Annotated in this window: 15 protein-coding genes and 1 tRNA gene; 8 read left to right on the top strand and 8 right to left on the bottom strand. The window is 70.9% G+C overall.

The window, feature by feature from the left end:
* Nucleotides 1-300 precede the first annotated feature (300 nt).
* From VIW71_RS18980 to VIW71_RS18970, 3 genes are all read right to left on the bottom strand, one after another.
* A complete protein-coding gene (locus VIW71_RS18980; RefSeq protein WP_331623542.1) occupies nt 301-1,326 on the bottom strand; it encodes a hypothetical protein in 1,026 nt (341 codons plus the stop codon).
* Between the two features lie 344 nt (nt 1,327-1,670).
* Nucleotides 1,671-1,744, bottom strand: a tRNA-Pro gene (locus VIW71_RS18975).
* 93 nt (nt 1,745-1,837) lie between these two features.
* Nucleotides 1,838-2,761 carry a metallophosphoesterase gene (locus tag VIW71_RS18970; RefSeq protein WP_331623541.1) on the bottom strand — a complete coding sequence of 308 codons (924 nt, stop codon included), beginning with the start codon at nt 2,759-2,761 and terminating at the stop codon, nt 1,838-1,840.
* A gap of 117 nt (nt 2,762-2,878) precedes the next feature.
* Between VIW71_RS18970 and VIW71_RS18965 the strand changes: the two genes are divergently transcribed.
* Nucleotides 2,879-3,337 (top strand): GatB/YqeY domain-containing protein, encoded by a 459-nt coding sequence (locus tag VIW71_RS18965; protein WP_331623540.1) that lies wholly within the window; start codon nt 2,879-2,881, stop codon nt 3,335-3,337.
* A 362-nt stretch (nt 3,338-3,699) separates the two neighbouring features.
* Here the strand turns inward: VIW71_RS18965 and VIW71_RS18960 are convergent, their stop codons facing one another.
* Nucleotides 3,700-6,036 (bottom strand): transglycosylase domain-containing protein, encoded by a 2,337-nt coding sequence (locus VIW71_RS18960; protein ID WP_331623539.1) that lies wholly within the window; start codon nt 6,034-6,036, stop codon nt 3,700-3,702.
* A 386-nt stretch (nt 6,037-6,422) separates the two neighbouring features.
* Here VIW71_RS18960 and VIW71_RS18955 point away from each other — a divergent pair, with 386 nt between their 5' ends.
* On the top strand, nt 6,423-6,755 hold the full coding sequence (locus tag VIW71_RS18955; RefSeq protein ID WP_205361517.1) for a WhiB family transcriptional regulator: 333 nt from the start codon (nt 6,423-6,425) through the stop codon (nt 6,753-6,755).
* Between the two features lie 27 nt (nt 6,756-6,782).
* Here VIW71_RS18955 and VIW71_RS18950 read toward each other — a convergent pair whose 3' ends face one another.
* Together VIW71_RS18950 and VIW71_RS18945 are read right to left on the bottom strand one after the other, a co-directional pair.
* Nucleotides 6,783-8,048 carry an ArsA family ATPase gene (locus tag VIW71_RS18950; protein WP_331623538.1) on the bottom strand — a complete coding sequence of 422 codons (1,266 nt, stop codon included), beginning with the start codon at nt 8,046-8,048 and terminating at the stop codon, nt 6,783-6,785.
* A gap of 45 nt (nt 8,049-8,093) precedes the next feature.
* A complete protein-coding gene (locus VIW71_RS18945; protein WP_331623537.1) occupies nt 8,094-9,209 on the bottom strand; it encodes an ArsA-related P-loop ATPase in 1,116 nt (371 codons plus the stop codon).
* A gap of 162 nt (nt 9,210-9,371) precedes the next feature.
* On the opposite strand from VIW71_RS18945, the gene VIW71_RS18940 reads away from it, so the two are divergent.
* The 5 genes from VIW71_RS18940 (at nt 9,372) to VIW71_RS18920 (ending at nt 13,227) form a co-directional block, all read left to right on the top strand.
* Nucleotides 9,372-9,536 carry a DUF4177 domain-containing protein gene (locus tag VIW71_RS18940; RefSeq protein ID WP_073494871.1) on the top strand — a complete coding sequence of 55 codons (165 nt, stop codon included), beginning with the start codon at nt 9,372-9,374 and terminating at the stop codon, nt 9,534-9,536.
* Nucleotides 9,533-10,000: a RidA family protein gene (locus VIW71_RS18935; RefSeq protein WP_331623536.1), complete on the top strand. Its 468-nt coding sequence runs from the start codon at nt 9,533-9,535 to the stop codon at nt 9,998-10,000. The genes VIW71_RS18940 and VIW71_RS18935 overlap by 4 nt, the downstream gene beginning before the upstream one ends.
* Nucleotides 10,001-10,172: 172 nt before the next feature.
* Nucleotides 10,173-11,186, top strand: a complete 1,014-nt coding sequence (locus VIW71_RS18930) for an NUDIX hydrolase (RefSeq protein WP_331623535.1) — start codon at nt 10,173-10,175, stop codon at nt 11,184-11,186.
* Nucleotides 11,183-12,016, top strand: coding sequence for an MBL fold metallo-hydrolase (locus VIW71_RS18925; RefSeq protein ID WP_331623534.1), 834 nt, complete (start codon nt 11,183-11,185; stop codon nt 12,014-12,016). The genes VIW71_RS18930 and VIW71_RS18925 overlap by 4 nt, the downstream gene beginning before the upstream one ends.
* Nucleotides 12,013-13,227, top strand: coding sequence for a cytochrome P450 (locus VIW71_RS18920; RefSeq protein WP_331623533.1), 1,215 nt, complete (start codon nt 12,013-12,015; stop codon nt 13,225-13,227). Before VIW71_RS18925 ends, VIW71_RS18920 begins: the two co-directional genes overlap by 4 nt.
* A gap of 119 nt (nt 13,228-13,346) precedes the next feature.
* Here VIW71_RS18920 and VIW71_RS18915 read toward each other — a convergent pair whose 3' ends face one another.
* On the bottom strand, nt 13,347-14,195 hold the full coding sequence (locus VIW71_RS18915) for a diacylglycerol kinase (protein WP_331623532.1): 849 nt from the start codon (nt 14,193-14,195) through the stop codon (nt 13,347-13,349).
* Between the two features lie 143 nt (nt 14,196-14,338).
* Here VIW71_RS18915 and VIW71_RS18910 point away from each other — a divergent pair, with 143 nt between their 5' ends.
* Nucleotides 14,339-15,640 (top strand): adenylosuccinate synthase, encoded by a 1,302-nt coding sequence (locus VIW71_RS18910; protein WP_331623531.1) that lies wholly within the window; start codon nt 14,339-14,341, stop codon nt 15,638-15,640.
* A gap of 109 nt (nt 15,641-15,749) precedes the next feature.
* Here VIW71_RS18910 and VIW71_RS18905 read toward each other — a convergent pair.
* On the bottom strand, nt 15,750-16,090 hold a 341-nt coding region (locus tag VIW71_RS18905; protein ID WP_331623530.1), incomplete at its 5' end, for a hypothetical protein.

The following is a 16,090-nucleotide window of genomic DNA, read 5'->3' as shown; positions in this document are numbered from 1 at the left end:
CCTGCGCCGAGCCCTGCTAGAACCCCCGACCCAGATCCGGACCGTCACCGCGCCGACGGTGACACCGGCCGCCGACGCCGCATAAGATCACTCACGGCATCCCGCGTCGAGATCATTTACACCACTCCGCGGACGCGACCTGGTGTTCTTGCTGGTCCCGATTCGTGTCCGACGTGTACACGCCGGACGCGCTTCCGCACGGTGAGCAGACACGGCTCGCGCGGCCGCCATAGGATGGTGAGCAGATAGCGGCAGTTCGCCCCGCCAGTTCAGCCGCCGAAGACAGTGTGATACGCCTCTTCACCTTGATGGATCACTGTGGTGAGGCCTGGCTGTGGCGGTCGTGATCGCGCTTAGCCCGCTGAGGACGCGGTGGTAAGTGGCGCGGACTCGGCTCGGTTCTGGATTCTGGGCCGCTGTTTCCTCGCCGAGGACTTCGGCGTCGTGGATCAGCTCGGCCTGCCGGGTCGGCTCCATACCGAAGGTCGGAGCGAACTGCTGCACCACGGCGGCGAAGTCGCGCAGCGCCGTGGTGTCCAGGCCGAAGGTGTTGTTCTGCACCACTCGGTTCTCTCGCCCGGCGACAAAGCCCTGGGAGTTGTTGATGGTATAGCTGTCGCCGGCCCTCGGCCTGTTCAGGTAGTCGGACACAGTTCCTCCGGACAGGATGCACTCGATGCCGTCGGGTGTGATGGCGACGGTCGGCGGATCGGTGTTGATCCCCACGACGAGCCCGGCGTGATTCAAGCGCGCTACGGCCTGGTGCAGCTCATCGCCGGTGATCCCGTCGCCGGCGTAATAGGCAGCGGGGACGGTGAAGAAGCCGACGGGGCTGACCGGCTTCTGATCGTGGGCTGCGGTGTAGAGCCAGCGAAGGAAGGCTTCAGCGGCGTATCGGTGCCGGGCGGCGTGATCTTGTTGCAGTTCTTTCAGGCGGTGTACGGCCACGCGACCGTCGTCGGTGAGGTGGACGTCGGGTGTTCCCGCCAGGTTGCGGGCGATGGTCACCAGCCCGCGTTGCTCCAGTTGGAAGGCGAGTACGGATGCATCCTGGGCCGGTAGGCCCTGCTCTTCGACGAACTGGGTGACGTCTACGTAGTGGGCTGGGTGTTGCTGCGCATGGGCGTCCAGCCACATCAGCAGCAGTGCGAGGTATGGGCTGCTTTCGATCGTGGCACCGCTGTTCCAGCCTCCCCCTTGCGCCGACGCCTCAGCGCTGACGGGCATGCGGATGGGGTGCTTCCTGGAAGCCCGCTCGAACTCCTTGGCGATGTCCTTCACGAACTTGTCGATCGCGCGCCGATCGATGCCCGGGTTTTGGGGCACGTGGGCCTCCTGTACGCCTCACCTTTGCTTCAGCCTAGCGAGTGGGGCCGACAGCGACGCCGCCATGGAGAGGTGCGCTTGGTAGTCCAGCGGCCAGCATCTGCGGATTCCCCTGGCCCGGGGAAGCGCGGTCGGCTCGCGGACCTTGATCACTCCGCCCCCCGGTGATCTCCGACCGCAACGCAGCGGCGGAGGGACCTGCAATGAGGAGCGGTGTCGGCTTGCTCACTGCCGCACGGGGCTGCTGGCGGTCGGGGAAGGGCGCGGGCGGTTGCTGTACTTCGCTGCTGTACGGGTACGCCGGAAGCCCTGCAGGATCTCTCCTGCAGGGCCTCTGACCTGGGTCGGGGTGGCGGGATTTGAACCCACGGCCTCTTCGTCCCGAACGAAGCGCGCTACCAAGCTGCGCCACACCCCGGTGCAACGACGTTTACTTTAGCGGAAGGGGGGCTGGAGGCGAAATCGGGTTTGGGGAGGTCCGGGGAGGGGTGGGGTGGGGCGGTGCCGGGGGTCAGGTGAGGGTGAGGAGGGTGGCTTCGGGGGGGCAGGCGAGGCGGACGGGGGTGTAGCGGTTGGCGCCGCAGCCTGCGGAGACGTGGAGGTAGGAGGTGAAGCCGGTTGCGGTGTGGGTGGAGACGCCCTTGACGCGGTCGGTGTCGAGGTCGCAGTTGGTGACGAGGGCCCCGTAGAAGGGGACGCAGACCTGGCCGCCGTGGGTGTGGCCGGCCAGGATCAGGGGGTAGCGGTCGGACGTGAAGGCGTCGAGGACACGCAGGTAGGGGGCGTGGACCAGGGCGAGGTTGAAGTCGGTGTCCGGGTCCGGGCCGCCGGCGACCGCGGTGTACCGGTCGCGCTTGATGTGCGGGTCGTCCAGGCCGGTCAGGCCCAGGACGGGCCCATGGTCGAGCTTGACCCGGCCGCGGGAGTTGCTGAGGCCGACCCAGCCGGCCGCGTCGAAGGCGTCCCGCAGGTCGCTCCAGGGGTTGCGGACGACGCCGTGCGCGCCGGTGGCCTTGCCGTTCAGCCCGTGCTGGCCGCGCACCTTCTCCACCAGGTAGCGGGCCGGGTTGCGGAACGTGGGGGCGTAGTAGTCGTTCGAGCCGAAGACGTAGGTGCCGGGGAACTCCAGCAACGGCCCCAACGCGTCCAGGACTTCGGGTACGGCGGTGGGGTCGGACAGGTTGTCCCCGGTGTTCACCACGAGGTCCGGGCGCAGTCCGGCCAGCGACTGGAGCCAGCGGCGCTTCTTCGTCTGCCCGGACACCATGTGGATGTCGGAGACCTGGAGGATGCGGATCGGGCGCATGCCGTCCGGCAGTACCGGGATCTCCACCCGCCGCAAGCGGAAGGACCGCGCCTCGAAACCGGCCGCGTACGCCACGCAGGCCGCGCCGGCCGCCGTCACACCCAGGGGGATTCCGTATCGCGAGCGCATGCGTCCATCGTGTCAGAGACCGGGCAGGACCCGCGCCCTGGTCGTCCCCCTGGTGCTTAATACGGCCTGGTGCTTAATACGGCGCGACCCCGCCGCCGGGATGCGAAAATCGGCCCTATGACCACCACGCTCAAGCAGCGCCTGCAGGACGACCTCACCGCGGCCATCAAGGGCCGCGACGAACTGCGCTCCGCCACGCTCCGCCTCACGCTCTCCGCCATCACGAACGAGGAGGTCGCGGGCAAGACGGCCCGGCGGCTCTCCGACGACGAGGTGCTGAAGGTGATCACCCGGGAGGCGAAGAAGCGGCGGGAGGCGGCGGAGGCGTTCGCGCAGGGCGGTCGTGCGGAGTCGGCCGAGCGGGAGCGGGCGGAGGGCGAGGTGCTCGCGGAGTACCTGCCCAAGCAGCTCTCGGACGAGGAGCTGGCGGAGCTGGTACGGGCCGCGGTCGCGGAGTCCGGCGCGGAGGGGCCGAAGGCCATGGGCGCGGTGATGAAGGTCGTCAACCCGAAGGTCGCCGGCCGCGCGGAGGGCGGCCGGGTCGCCGCCGAGGTGAAGCGCCAGCTCGCGGGCTGAGCGGGTACGGCGACCCCGTACGGCGCCGCGACCGCGGCGCCCGGGCGCCCGGAACCCGGTCGGGTGGGTGAGTGTGCCGGTAGGTGCCCTCGCTCGTTCGAACCGGGCGCGTGAACCGGGAACCCCGTGGGGTGGGCGCACCCGAACGTGCGTGCCCGCGTCCGTTCGCCCTCCCCGCGCGAACCCGAACCTCCCCCCACGAACCCGCACCCGCACCCGCACCCAGCCGCCCGCGCCGCGCCCCCCTACCCGTCTCACCCCGCAATGCAAGGGGCGCCCCACACCGTGAGGCGCCCCTTGCGCACGTGCTGCGGAACGGAACCGCCTGGCGCGCCCCGCCCGCGCCCCTTGCTCGGCCGCGGCTACCCGGCGTCCGCTGTCGTGCCGCCCGACGGGAAGAGCGGGAAGGCCGGTTCCGGGGCCGGGCCGCCGCTCGTGGTCGCGGTGCCGGTCGACGGGGGGGCGGTGGTCGAGCCGTCCGGGGCCGTGCCGGTCACGCCGCCCGTGATCGTGCCGGCCGTCGTACCCATCGTGGTGGTCCCACCGGGGCCGCCGCCCCTTCGGCCTCCGCGCCTGCCGTCGGTCGGCGGGACGCCCGGGTCACCCGGGTCGGTCTTGGGCTGCTTGTCGCGCTTGGGGTCGGGCAGGTTGAGCGGCACGTCGTTGAAGCTCTCCACCGGCTTGCCCGCCAGGGCGCCGCTGACCGCGTCCCGCCAAATCGGCGCCGGGCCGGTGGCGCCGTACACCTTGTCGTAGAAGCGGCCGCCGAAGGTGATGTCCCGCATGTGGACCTGCCTGGCGCCGTCGCCGCCGATCCAGACCGCGGCGGCCATGTTCGGGGTGTAGCCGACGAACCACGCGGCCTTGCGGTCGTCCGTGGTACCGGTCTTGCCCGCGGTGTCGCGGTCGGGGAGGCCGGCCGCCTGCCCCGTACCGTCGTCGACCACGCCCTTGAGCATGGTGTTGATGGTGTCGGCGGTGTTGGTCGACATGGCGTTGCCGCACCGCTTCTTCGGCACCGGGATCGCCTTGCCGAACGCGTCGGTGGCGGACTCCACCGCGATCGGCACGCAGTAGGTGCCGCGGGCGGCGAAGGCGGCGTAGGCCGCGGCCATCTCCAGCGGCGCCATCTCGTTGGTGCCGAGGGTGAAGGCCGCGCCGGTGTCCAGCGGCCCGCCGCCGGCCCGCTCGGTGATGCCGAGCCGGCTCACCATCTGGGTGACCGGGCAGACGCCGACCGCGGCTTCGAGCGAGACGAAGTAGGTGTTGATCGACTTCTCGAGGGCGACCTTCATGTTGTACGGGCCGTGCTCGTCCTCGTCCTCGTTCTCGACCGTGGTGCTCTCGTCCTCGTGGTGCAGCTTCCCCTCGCAGTCGGTCACGTCGGGGAAAGGCATCTTGTACGGCGACGGGTACTCCTGGGCGGGTTTGTACCCGGCCTCCAGGGCGGCCGCCGCGGTGAACGGCTTCATGGTCGAACCGGGCTGGTAGCCCACGCCGCCGCCCATCCTGCGGTCCACCGACAGGTTGATCTGCGTCTCGTGCTTGCCGAAGCCGTACGGCCTGGACTGCGCCATCGCGCGGATCCGGCCGGTGCCGGGCTCCACCAGGGTGACGGCTGCGGCGACCGGGTCGGTCCGGTAGACGTGGTTGGCGATGCCCTTGATCGCCGAACGCTGGGCCTTCGGGCTCAGGGTCGTCCTGATGGTCAGGCCGCCGGTGTTCCAGCGCTTGGCGCGCGCCTCCTTGGTGGCGCCGAACGCGGCGTTCTGCAGGAAGGTCTCGCGGACGTAGTCGCAGAAGAAGCCGGCGCCGTTGGCAGCGGTGATGCAGCCGTTCTTGGGCGTGCTGATCCTCAGGCCGAGCGGGGCCTTCTTCGCGGCGGTGGCCTCGGCCGGGGTGATGTCCTTCAGTTCGGCCATCCGGGTCAGCACGGTGTTGCGCCGCGTGAGCGCTTCCTGCTCGTCGTTGATCGGGTCGTACCGGCTCGGCGACTGCACCAGACCGGCCAGCAGTGCGGCCTCGGTCAGGCTCAGGTTCTTGGCGTGCTTGCTGAAGTAGCGCCGGGAGGCGGCCTCGACGCCGTACGCCTGCTCGCCGAAGAAGGTGATGTTGAGGTAGTTCTCCAGGATCTTCTTCTTGCCGAGCTCCTTCTCGACCTGGATCGCGTACTTCATCTCCTTGATCTTGCGGCCGACCTTCTGCTGGGTGACCTGGGCGACCTTGTCGGGGTCGTTGCCGGCCTCCTCCACGAAGACGTTCTTCACGTACTGCTGGGTGAGGGTGGAGGCGCCCTGGGTGTCGCCGTCGGAGGCGTTGTGGCTGAGGGCCCGCAGGATGCCCTTCACGTCGATGGCGCCGTGCTCGTAGAAGCGCGCGTCCTCGATGGCCACGATGGCCTTGAGGATGTGGGGGCTCATCGCCTCGATCGGGACGACCGTGCGGTCACGCGAGTAAACGGTGGCGATCAGGCCGCCGTTGGCGTCGAGGATCTTGGACGCCTGGCTCAGCGGCGGGCGCTTCAGCTCTCCGGGCAGGTCGTCGAAACCGGCCGCGGTGCCCTTCGCGGACAGGCCGAGGGCGCCGGCGGCGGGCAGGGCGATGCCCGCGAGGACGACACCGGCCAGGACGCTGACACCGAGGAACTTGGCGGCCTGCTGGGCCGCGGTCAGCCCCCCGCCGGAACGCTTGTGAGCCATGAGGGGCAGCCTACGTTGCGATTCCCCGGACGTGCGGCCATCTGTTCGCCTACTCTGTAACAGACAGGGCGCGATCGTCGGGCGCGCACCTGCCTTCCCACCTCACTCTTGTGAGTGATGAGATCTGTCCGAATTTCGGTAAATGTCGGGTTTGTTGGGGGCTATGGCGGGTGAACTGCCGCGAAATGCCCTGTTTATCCGATATGGCGACTGCTCACTCCGGTGGGTGATCTGTCGCGCACCCATAGTCCTTTCGGGCCATGCAAGATTGGGCCTGAAAGGGCTGTTGCGCCGCGCCTACCTTCCGTAACGTCCTCAACTGGCAACGGTGAATATGCCGTTCGCCGCCGTGGGGGAGCCTCGATTCGGGAGAGGACGGCGCCAGCATGAGTAGCTGGGTAACCGACTGGAGCACGCAGGCCGCGTGCAGGACGACTGATCCGGACGAGCTGTTCGTCCAGGGTGCGGCCCAGAACCGGGCCAAAGCGGTGTGCACGGGGTGTCCGGTGCGTACCGAGTGCCTGGCCGATGCGCTCGACAACCGGGTGGAGTTCGGTGTGTGGGGGGGTATGACCGAGCGTGAACGCCGCGCGCTGCTCCGCCGCCGCCCCACGGTGACCTCGTGGCGCCGGCTGCTGGAGACGGCCCGCACCGAGTACGAGCGCAGCACGGGCCTGCTGCCCCTTGGCGACGAGGACGACTTCGCGGCAGCGGGCTGAGGCCTGACGCCGTACGGTCCGCCGCGGTCACGCCGCGGCGCTCTCCTCCCCTGCCAGCCGCAGGCCGATCGCCCGCAGGCCGTCCAGGTCGTGAACGTCGCCGGGCAGGGCGGTGACGTCCACCATGGGTACTTCCGGGTGCACGGACACGAAGCGGTCACGGGTGCGCCGTTCACGCGCGACCACCTGCATGCGCTCGGCGTGCAGGCGCAGCAGTCCGGCGGCGAGCAGTTCCGTATGCGCCTGCCGGACTCCTTCCGTACGGTCCTGGGGGGTGCCGTCGGGTGTACGTGGATCAGCCTTCCCAGCCGGTAGATCCACAATGCCGCCGGGGTCAAGATTTTCCGGGGGGACCTCGTCCTCCAGCGTCTCGGCCGCCGCCAGCGCGCGCTCGGCGGTGAGCCCGGCCGCGCCGCTCCCGTGCACCCGGTTGAGCACCAGACCGGCCAGCGGCATGTCCTCGGCGGCCAGCCGTTCCACGAAGTAGGCCGCCTCGCGCAGCGCGTCCCGCTCGGGTGCGGCGACCACCAGGAAGGCGGTGCCCGGGGCCTGGAGCAGCCGGAACGTGGCGTCGGCCCGGGTGCGGAAGCCGCCGAACATCGTGTCCATCGCGGCCACGAAGGTCTGCACGTCCCGCAGCAGTCCGGCGCCCATCACCTTGCTCAGCGTGCCGGTCATCATCGACATGCCGATGTTGAGGAACTTCACCCCGGCCCGGCCGCCCACCTTCGCCGGCGCCATCAGCAGCTTGATGAACCTGCCGTCCAGGAAGGAGCCGAGGCGCTTGGGGGCGTCCAGGAAGTCCAGCGCGCTGCGGCTCGGCGGGGTGTCCACGATGATCAGGTCCCAGGCGTCCTGGGCCCGCAGCTGCCCGAGCTTCTCCATCGCCATGTATTCCTGCGTGCCCGCGAAACCGGCCGACAGGGACTGGTAGAAGGGGTTCTCCAGGATGGCCTTGGCCCGCTCGGGATCGGAGTGCTGGACCACCACCTCGTCGAAGGTCCGCTTCATGTCGAGCATCATCGCGTGCAGCGAACCGCCGGCCGACCGATCAATTCCAGCCACCTCGCGCGGGGTGTTGTCGAGCTCGGTCAGTCCCATCGACTGGGCGAGGCGGCGGGCCGGGTCGATGGTCAGGACGACGGCGGTGCGGCCGCGTTCGGCGGCCCGTACGCCCAGCGCGGCGGCGGTCGTGGTCTTGCCGACCCCGCCGGAGCCGCAGCACACGATGATCCGGGTCTTCGGGTCGTCCAGGAGCGGGTCGATCTCCAGCACGGGGCTCTCCAGGCTCATCTCAGACCTCGCTCATCTCAGACCTCGCTTGTCTCGGACGTCATGTCAGACCTCGTCGTCGTCCGCGTCGGGACGGGCGGCGCCGCTGCCCGTCCCCGCACTGGGCACCGCTTGCTTGCGCAGGCTCTCCGCCAGCCGGTAGAGGCCGCCGAGGTCGACGCCGTCGCCGAGGAGTTCCAACTCCCTCACGGGCAAGGCCAGTCCGGTGATCTCGGCGCGCTGCTCGCGCTCCAGCACCACCCGCTGGGCGTGATCCCGGGCCTGGGCGAAGAGCGGGTCGACGAGGCGTTCGGCGACGCCGCCGCGGCGGGCGCCGCCCAGGCCCGCCTGGGAGAGGGCCTTGGCGACAGCGGTACGGCGCTTGGCACCGCCGCCCGCGTTCTTGCCGTTCGCGCCGCCGGCGCCGTTGCCGGCAGGGCCCGCCGACGCGCCGAGTTCCGCGAGTTCGGCGTCGGCGAGCAGTACCGGCCGCACCATGTTGACGACCACCGCACCCACCGGCAGCCCGGCGGCCCGCAGTTCGGCGACGCCGTCGACCGTCTCCTGGACCGGCATCTCCTCCAGCAGCGTCACCAGGTGGATGGCTGTCTTCGGGGACTTCAGCACACGCATCACGGCCTGCGCCTGGTTGTGTATCGGGCCGACCCGGGCCAGGCCCGCGACCTCGTCGTTGACGTTGAGGAAACGGGTGATCCGGCCGGTCGGCGGGGCGTCCAGGACCACCGCGTCGTACACCGGCCAGCCGGCCTTGTCCTTGCGGCGCACCGCCTCGCACACCTTGCCGGTCAGCAGGACGTCACGCAGGCCGGGGGCGATGGTGGTGGCGAAGTCGATCGCGCCGAGCTTCTTCAGGGCGCGGCCGGCCCGGCCGAGTTTGTAGAACATGTCAAGGTAGTCCAGCATCGCCAGCTCGGCGTCGATGGCCAGGGCGTGCACCTCGCCGCCGCCGGACGCGGAGGCGATCCTGCGCTCCTCGTACGGCAGCGCCTCGGTCTCGAAGACCTGGGCGATGCCCTGCCGCTCCTCGACCTCGACCAGCAGGACCTTGCGCCCCTCGGCTGCGAGGGCGAGCGCCAGCGCGGCGGCGACCGTGGTCTTTCCCGTGCCGCCCTTGCCCGTCACGATGTGGAGCCTGACGGCTGATGACTGTTGAGGGCTCACCCTTGCGAGCCTAACCACTCATCGCGCCGACCACTCCGGTGGCTGCCTGCTTCCGGGGTGGGCGGGGCACGGGATGGGGTGCGGGCGGGGCGCGGGGGCGCCGGGGTCGCGGTGCGGGCGGGGCGCGGTGAGGGCGATCGGGAGAGGTATTAAAGTCGCCGTATGGCAAAGAAGTGGGAATACGCGACGGTGCCGCTGCTGGTGCACGCGACGAAGCAGATCCTCGACACCTGGGGCGAGGACGGCTGGGAACTGGTCCAGGTCGTGCCGGGGCCCAACAACCCCGAGCAGCTCGTGGCGTACCTCAAGCGGGAGAAGCAGGCATGAGCGGTACGGTCGCCGCCCGGCTCGCGGAGCTGGGGCTGGTTCTGCCCGAGGTGGTCCCACCGCTGGCCGCGTACCAGCCGGCTGTCCGCTCCGGGCGCTACGTCTACACCTCCGGGCAGCTCCCGATGGCCGACGGCAAGCTCCTCGCCTCCGGCAAGGTCGGGGCGGAGGTCTCCCCTGACGAGGCGAAAGCCCTCGCCCGGGTCTGCGCGCTCAACGCCCTGGCCGCGGTCCGCTCCGTCGCGGGCGACCTCGACCGCGTCGCCCGCGTCGTCAAGGTCGTCGGCTTCGTCGCCTCCGCTCCGGACTTCACGGGTCAGCCCACCGTCGTCAACGGCGCGAGCGAGCTGCTCGGCGAGGTCTTCGGAGACGCGGGCGTCCACGCCCGCAGCGCGGTCGGCGTGGCCGTCCTCCCCCTCGACGCCCCGGTCGAAGTCGAACTTCAGGTCGAACTGGCGGAGTAGCGCGTGCCGCGAGCCGGGCGGGTCTCCGGCGGGCCCGCACCGGGAAGGTGCCGGGCCGACGCGCCGGCGGCGAGCAGAGGAAGCCGCGGGGCCCGCGGGCGGCCGGCCCGAGGAGATGCCACCAGCAGGCGCACCCTCGAAGAAACCGGCGGAGCCACGTAGCATCCGGCGCATGACGTCGATGAACGGTGCGGCGCTTCCCGGGGCGTGGCCGGAGCGGATCCGGGCGCTCGGCCGGGGGGAGCTGGCGCCGGTGAGCCCGCGGGCCGCGGCCACCGTGCTGCTGCTGCGGGACGACGCGGCGGGCGGCGGCGGGCCGACCGTACACATGCTGCGCAGACGCGCCTCCATGGCCTTCGCCGGAGGCGCGTACGCGTATCCGGGCGGCGGCGTGGACCCGCGGGACGAGCGGCCGGTCGGGTGGGCCGGGCCGTCGCTCGAGGTGTGGGCGGCAACCCTCGGCGTGCCCCCCCGGCAGGCGCAGGCCGTGGTGTGCGCGGCCGTACGGGAGACGTTCGAGGAGTCCGGCGTACTGCTGGCCGGTCCGGACGGCGGCACCGTCGTCGCCGACACGACCGGCGCGGACTGGGAGTCCGACCGGGCCGCCCTGGTCACCCACGACCTCGCGTTCGCCGACTTCCTGGCCCGCCGCGCCCTGGTGCTGCGGTCCGACCTGCTCGCGCCGTGGGCCCGCTGGATCACCCCGGAGTTCGAGGAACGCCGCTACGACACCTGGTTCTTCCTCGCCGTTCTCCCGGACGGCCAGCGCCCCCGCGACGTCTGCGGCGAAGCCGACCGTACGGTCTGGCTGCGGCCCGCCGACGCCCTGTCCGGCTACGACCGCGGCGAACTGACCATGCTGCCGCCGACCGTGGCCACGCTCCGCGCCCTGCTGCCGTACGGCACCGCGACGGCCGCGCTCGCCGCCGCGCCGGGCCGCGACCTGACCCCGGTACTGGCCCGGGCCGCCGTGGCCGAGACCGGCGAGATCGTCCTGAGCTGGCCGGGGCACGAGGAGTTCACCGTGGTCGTCCCGGCCGAAAGTGAAACGGAAGCGAAGACGGAAGCGAAGACGGAAGCGAAGACGGAAGCGGAAACCGAAGCGGAAACCGAAGCGGAAGCGGGGCCGGACGCGGAAGCGGGGCCGGACAGGGGCCCCGGCCCCGGAGATGAGGACGCCCGATGACCGCCGTGACGCCCCCGGGCCGGCCGCAGGTCGCGATCGGCGGGCCGGCCACCGCCCGCGCGCTGTGCGTGCTGGCCCCCAACCCCTCCCCGATGACCCTGGACGGCACCAACACCTGGATCGTCGCCGAACCGGACTCGCCGCTCGCCGTCGTCGTCGATCCGGGCCCGCTGGACGAGGCCCACCTCGCGAACGTCGTGGCCACCGCCGAGCGGGCCGGCAAGCGGGTGGCGCTCACCCTCCTCACCCACGGCCACTCGGACCACGCGGCCGGCGCGGCCCGGTTCGCCGAGCTGACCGGCACCGCCGTACGGGCCCTGGACCCGGCGCTGCGCCTCGGCGACGAGGGGCTGGCCGCGGGAGACACCCTCACCACCGGCGGCCTGGAACTGCGGGTGATCCCCACCCCCGGCCACACCGCGGACTCACTCTGCTTCCACCTGCCCGCCGACGGCGCCGTACTGACCGGCGACACCGTGCTGGGCCGCGGCACCACGATGGTCGCCCACCCCGACGGCCGGCTCGGCGACTACCTCGACTCGCTGCGGCGCCTCCAGGCCCTTACCGTCCAGGGCGGCGTGGACACCGTCCTGCCCGGACACGGCCCGGTGCTCACCGACGCCCGCGGCGCCGTCGAGTTCTACCTCGCCCACCGTGCCAGCCGTCTCGCCCAGGTCGAGACCGCTGTCGAGTCCGGCCTGACCACCCCCGCCGACGTCGTCGCCCACGTCTACGCCGACGTGGACCGCTCCCTGTGGCCCGCCGCCGAGCTGTCGGTCCGCGCCCAACTCGACTACCTGCGAGAACACGGACTCATCGACCAGCCATGACCGACCTCTCCTTCGCCCCCTGGTCCCCCTCCTTCGTCACCGACCCCTATCCGGCCTACGACGCCCTGCGCGCCGCCGGCCGCGCGCACTGGTTCGAGCCGACCCGGCAGTGGCTGGTCCCGCACCACGAGGACGTCAGCGCGCTGCTGCGGGACCGCCGCCTCGGCCGCACGTATCTGCACCGTTTCACACACGAGGAGTTCGGCCGCGAGGCGCCGCCGCCCGAGCTGGAACCGTTCACCACGCTCAACGGCAACGGCATGCTCGACCTTGAAGCGCCCGCTCACTCCCGGATCCGGAGGCTGGTCGCCAAGGCGTTCACGCCGCGCACGGTGGAGCGCCTGGAGCCCACCGTCGAACGGCTCGCCGCCGACCTCGTCGGCTCCCTGTACGCGGACGGCGGCGGCGACCTGCTGGCCCGGGTCGCCGAACCGCTGCCCGTAGCGGTGATCGCCGAGATGCTGGGCGTGCCGCCCGCCGACCGAGGCCTGCTGCGGCCCTGGTCGGCGGCGATGACCGGGATGTACGAGCTGAACCCGTCCGCGGACGCGGCGGCGAAGGCGGTCGCCGCCAGCGAGGAGTTCTCGGCCTACCTGGGCGGACTCATAGCCGCCCGCCGTGCCGACCCCGGCGAGGACCTGATCAGCGCGCTCATAGCCGCACAGGACGACGGGGACACGCTCAGCGAGCCGGAGATGATCGCCACCTGCGTGCTGCTGCTCAACGCCGGCCACGAGGCGACGGTGAACACCACGACCATCGGCTGGCTCACCCTCTTCCGCCACCCCGACCAGCTGCGCCTGCTCCACGCAGCCCCCGGGCGGCTGCGGGACGGCGTGGAGGAGATGCTGCGCTACGACACCCCGCTGCAGTTGTTCGAACGGTGGGTGCTGGACGACATCGAGGTCGGCGGCACGGTGATCCCGCGCGGCTCGGAGGTCGCGCTGCTCTTCGGCTCCGCCAACCGCGATCCGGCCCGCTTCCCCGACCCCGGCAGGTTCGACGTGACCCGGCCGGCCGACGGCAACCGCCACGTCACCTTCGGCGCCGGCATCCACTACTGCCTGGGCGCCCCGCTGGCCCGCTTGGAGCTCGCCGCCTCCTTCGGCGCGTTCCTGCGCGACGCGCCGGGCATGCGCCTGGTCGAGGAGCCCGCCTGGCGGCCGAACTACGTGATCCGCGGCCCGAAGGAACTGCTGGTCACCTGGTGAGACGCACGGTCGGGCCGCCGCCCGGGCCGTCCCCGCGGCAGCGGTCACCCCGAAGTGGTCACCTGGGCGTCGGGCGTTCCCCCGAAGCCGCCGCCTCGGCAGCTGTCACGCCGGAGCCGTCACCGCGGCAGCGTCAGCCGCCAGGCCGACGGCTCCACCGTCCACGTCCGCGTCCGTACCGGACCGGTTATCGCGGAGTCCGCGCGGTAGCGGAAGTCGCGGCCGGAGACGGTGATGGTGCGGGCGCGGGCGCTGACGTGGGGGGCGCCCGCGGTGTGGCGGACGAGCACGTCGGCGAGGGCGGGACCGGCCGGGCCGGTGCGTACCGAGACCTCGTGCACCGGGCGGTCCAGATCGGCCAGCACCACGCCGTCGGCCTCGACCCGCAGCCGCTGCTGCCGGGGCGGCTGGTGGCCGTTGACGGGGATCGGCGCGGTCAGGGTGCGGACCAGGGAACGCGCGGTCTTCTCGACCGGCGTCCACCAGTGAGCGCCGGTGTGCGCGGACGGGGCGCCGCAGGGAATGCTCAGCGCCCCCAGCACGATCCCGCCGGTGTCGTCGACCAGCAGGTCGAGTTCCCGCTCCACGCCGTTCAGCACGGCCCGCGCCGCCGCCGGCACCTGCTGCGGGACACCGAGCTCACGCGCCAGCGCCGAGCGCGGCCCGATCGGCACCAGCGAGACCGGACCCCGGCCGAGCGTGCGGTCGCGGTGCAGGGCGCCCACCGCCCGCAGCAGCGCCGCGTCGTCGCCGAGGACCACCGGGTGGCGCCGGCCGCGGTGCGCCAGCGCGCGCTCCGCCTCCGCGGCGGACTCGGGGAGGACGATCTTCACCGAGGCCGCGCCGGCGCACAGGACGTCCTTGGCGATCCGTACGGATTCGCCGTCGGCGGCGCGGGCCGCGGGGTCGACGAGAAGGAGCAGGGGATGGCCCCGAAACGAGTCTGCGGGAGGATGCCCAGGAGGCACGGCCGACACCTTGGTCCTTCCTCAGGTAAAATCTCGGTGCAAGAGCCCCTTGCGCCTTTGCGTCAGGGGCTTCGTCTATTCCGGGGCAGGTTCGACGGCACTCTGCACGTTGGACATGCCCCGCCCGGAAGGGGTGTACGCCTGTGCCCGCACTTGTGCTGCTCGGTGCTCAGTGGGGTGACGAGGGCAAGGGGAAGGCCACCGACCTGCTCGGTGGGTCCGTGGACTACGTGGTGCGTTACCAGGGCGGCAACAACGCCGGCCACACGGTCGTCGTCGGCGACCAGAAGTACGCGCTCCATCTCCTCCCCTCCGGAATCCTGTCGCCGGGGTGCGTCCCGGTCATCGGCAACGGTGTCGTGATCGACCCGGCGGTCCTGCTCTCCGAGCTGAGCGGACTCCAGGACCGGGGCGTCGACACCTCCAAGCTGCTGATCAGCGGTAACGCCCACCTGATCACGCCGTATCACCAGACCATCGACAAGGTGACGGAGCGGTTCCTCGGCAAGCGCAAGATCGGCACCACCGGGCGCGGCATCGGCCCGGCGTACGCGGACAAGATCAACCGGGTCGGCATCCGGGTGCAGGACCTGTTCGACGAATCGATCCTGCAGCAGAAGGTCGACGCCGCCCTCCAGGACAAGAACCAGATCCTGGTCAAGATCTTCAACCGGCGCGCGATCAGCACCGCCCAGGTCGTGGAGGAGTACCTCGGCTACGCGGAGCAGATCAAGGGCTACGTGGCCGACACCGCGCTGGTCCTCAACAACGCGCTGGACGAGGGCAAGGTCGTGCTCATGGAGGGCGGTCAGGGCACGCTCCTCGACGTGGACCACGGCACGTACCCCTTCGTCACCTCGTCCAACCCGACCTCGGGCGGTGCCTGCACCGGCAGCGGTGTCGGGCCCACCCGGATCACCCGGGTGATCGGCATCCTCAAGGCCTACACCACGCGGGTGGGCTCCGGACCGTTCCCCACCGAACTGTTCGACGAGGACGGCGAGCGGCTGCGTACGGTCGGCCACGAGTTCGGCGTCACCACCGGCCGCAACCGCCGCTGCGGCTGGTTCGACGCGGTGATCGCCCGCTACGCGTCCAGGGTCAACGGGATTACCGACATCTTCCTCACCAAGCTCGACGTCCTGTCCTCACTCGAGGAGGTGCCGATCTGCGTTGCCTACGACGTGGATGGCCAGCGGTTCGACGAGATGCCGCCCACTCAAACAGGTTTCCACCATTCCAAGCCGGTGTACGAGATGCTCCCCGGTTGGTTCGAGGACATCTCCGGCTGCCGGACCTTCGAAGAACTACCGCCGAACGCCCAGGCGTACGTGCGTCGACTGGAGGAACTCTCCGGCGCTCGGATTTCCTCGATCGGTGTTGGGCCCGGCCGAGATCAGACCATCGTGTTGCACGACGTGCTTGACGAGGCCGTTGGTAGGTAGCTGTCGCGCGGCCCCACGACTAGGGTGCGACAACGCCGGCGTGGTGTGACGCGGGCGGATCACACCCAGTCCCCGACGGATCGCGACCTGCGCCGGATCGCCGCCGGCCTCAAGAAGTTGTCGGTGTCGCGACAATCGACGCATCTTGCGCGAGCATCAGGCTGGCAGCCGTTTCGCACGTGATGGTCAGGTTGCTGTCGGTGGTGATCGTCAATGGGGCGGCAATGGTTGTCTGCACGGTCTGGCCGGTACCGATACGGATGGTGGCAAATCGGAGAGCATTTTGATTGGATCGAAGGGTGCATTTGACGTTGCTGATCGGAGTCCCCTCTACTTGTGCATCCAGAGTTATTGTGCTTGATATCCAGTAGGAATTCGCTGGGCCGACCGGTAAACCAAGGCCGAGAATCGTGACGTCACCTTGGCCGCCGATGAGCAAACTGCCGGCGG

It is taken from the genome of Streptomyces sp. (assembly GCF_036524955.1).
GTDB lineage: Bacteria > Actinomycetota > Actinomycetes > Streptomycetales > Streptomycetaceae > Actinacidiphila.
The sequence above is the reverse complement of the archived record's forward strand: the minus strand, read 5'-3'. Positions and strand labels throughout refer to the sequence as shown.

Coding starts and splice junctions, on each gene's coding strand:
- VIW71_RS18970 (WP_331623541.1), bottom strand. CDS start 2,761: ATGCGCTCGCGATACGGAATCCCCCTGGGTGTGACGGCGGCCGGCGCG.
- VIW71_RS18965 (WP_331623540.1), top strand. CDS start 2,879: ATGACCACCACGCTCAAGCAGCGCCTGCAGGACGACCTCACCGCGGCC.
- VIW71_RS18960 (WP_331623539.1), bottom strand. CDS start 6,036: ATGGCTCACAAGCGTTCCGGCGGGGGGCTGACCGCGGCCCAGCAGGCC.
- VIW71_RS18955 (WP_205361517.1), top strand. CDS start 6,423: ATGAGTAGCTGGGTAACCGACTGGAGCACGCAGGCCGCGTGCAGGACG.
- VIW71_RS18950 (WP_331623538.1), bottom strand. CDS start 8,048: ATGAGCCTGGAGAGCCCCGTGCTGGAGATCGACCCGCTCCTGGACGAC.
- VIW71_RS18940 (WP_073494871.1), top strand. CDS start 9,372: ATGGCAAAGAAGTGGGAATACGCGACGGTGCCGCTGCTGGTGCACGCG.
- VIW71_RS18935 (WP_331623536.1), top strand. CDS start 9,533: ATGAGCGGTACGGTCGCCGCCCGGCTCGCGGAGCTGGGGCTGGTTCTG.
- VIW71_RS18930 (WP_331623535.1), top strand. CDS start 10,173: ATGACGTCGATGAACGGTGCGGCGCTTCCCGGGGCGTGGCCGGAGCGG.
- VIW71_RS18925 (WP_331623534.1), top strand. CDS start 11,183: ATGACCGCCGTGACGCCCCCGGGCCGGCCGCAGGTCGCGATCGGCGGG.
- VIW71_RS18920 (WP_331623533.1), top strand. CDS start 12,013: ATGACCGACCTCTCCTTCGCCCCCTGGTCCCCCTCCTTCGTCACCGAC.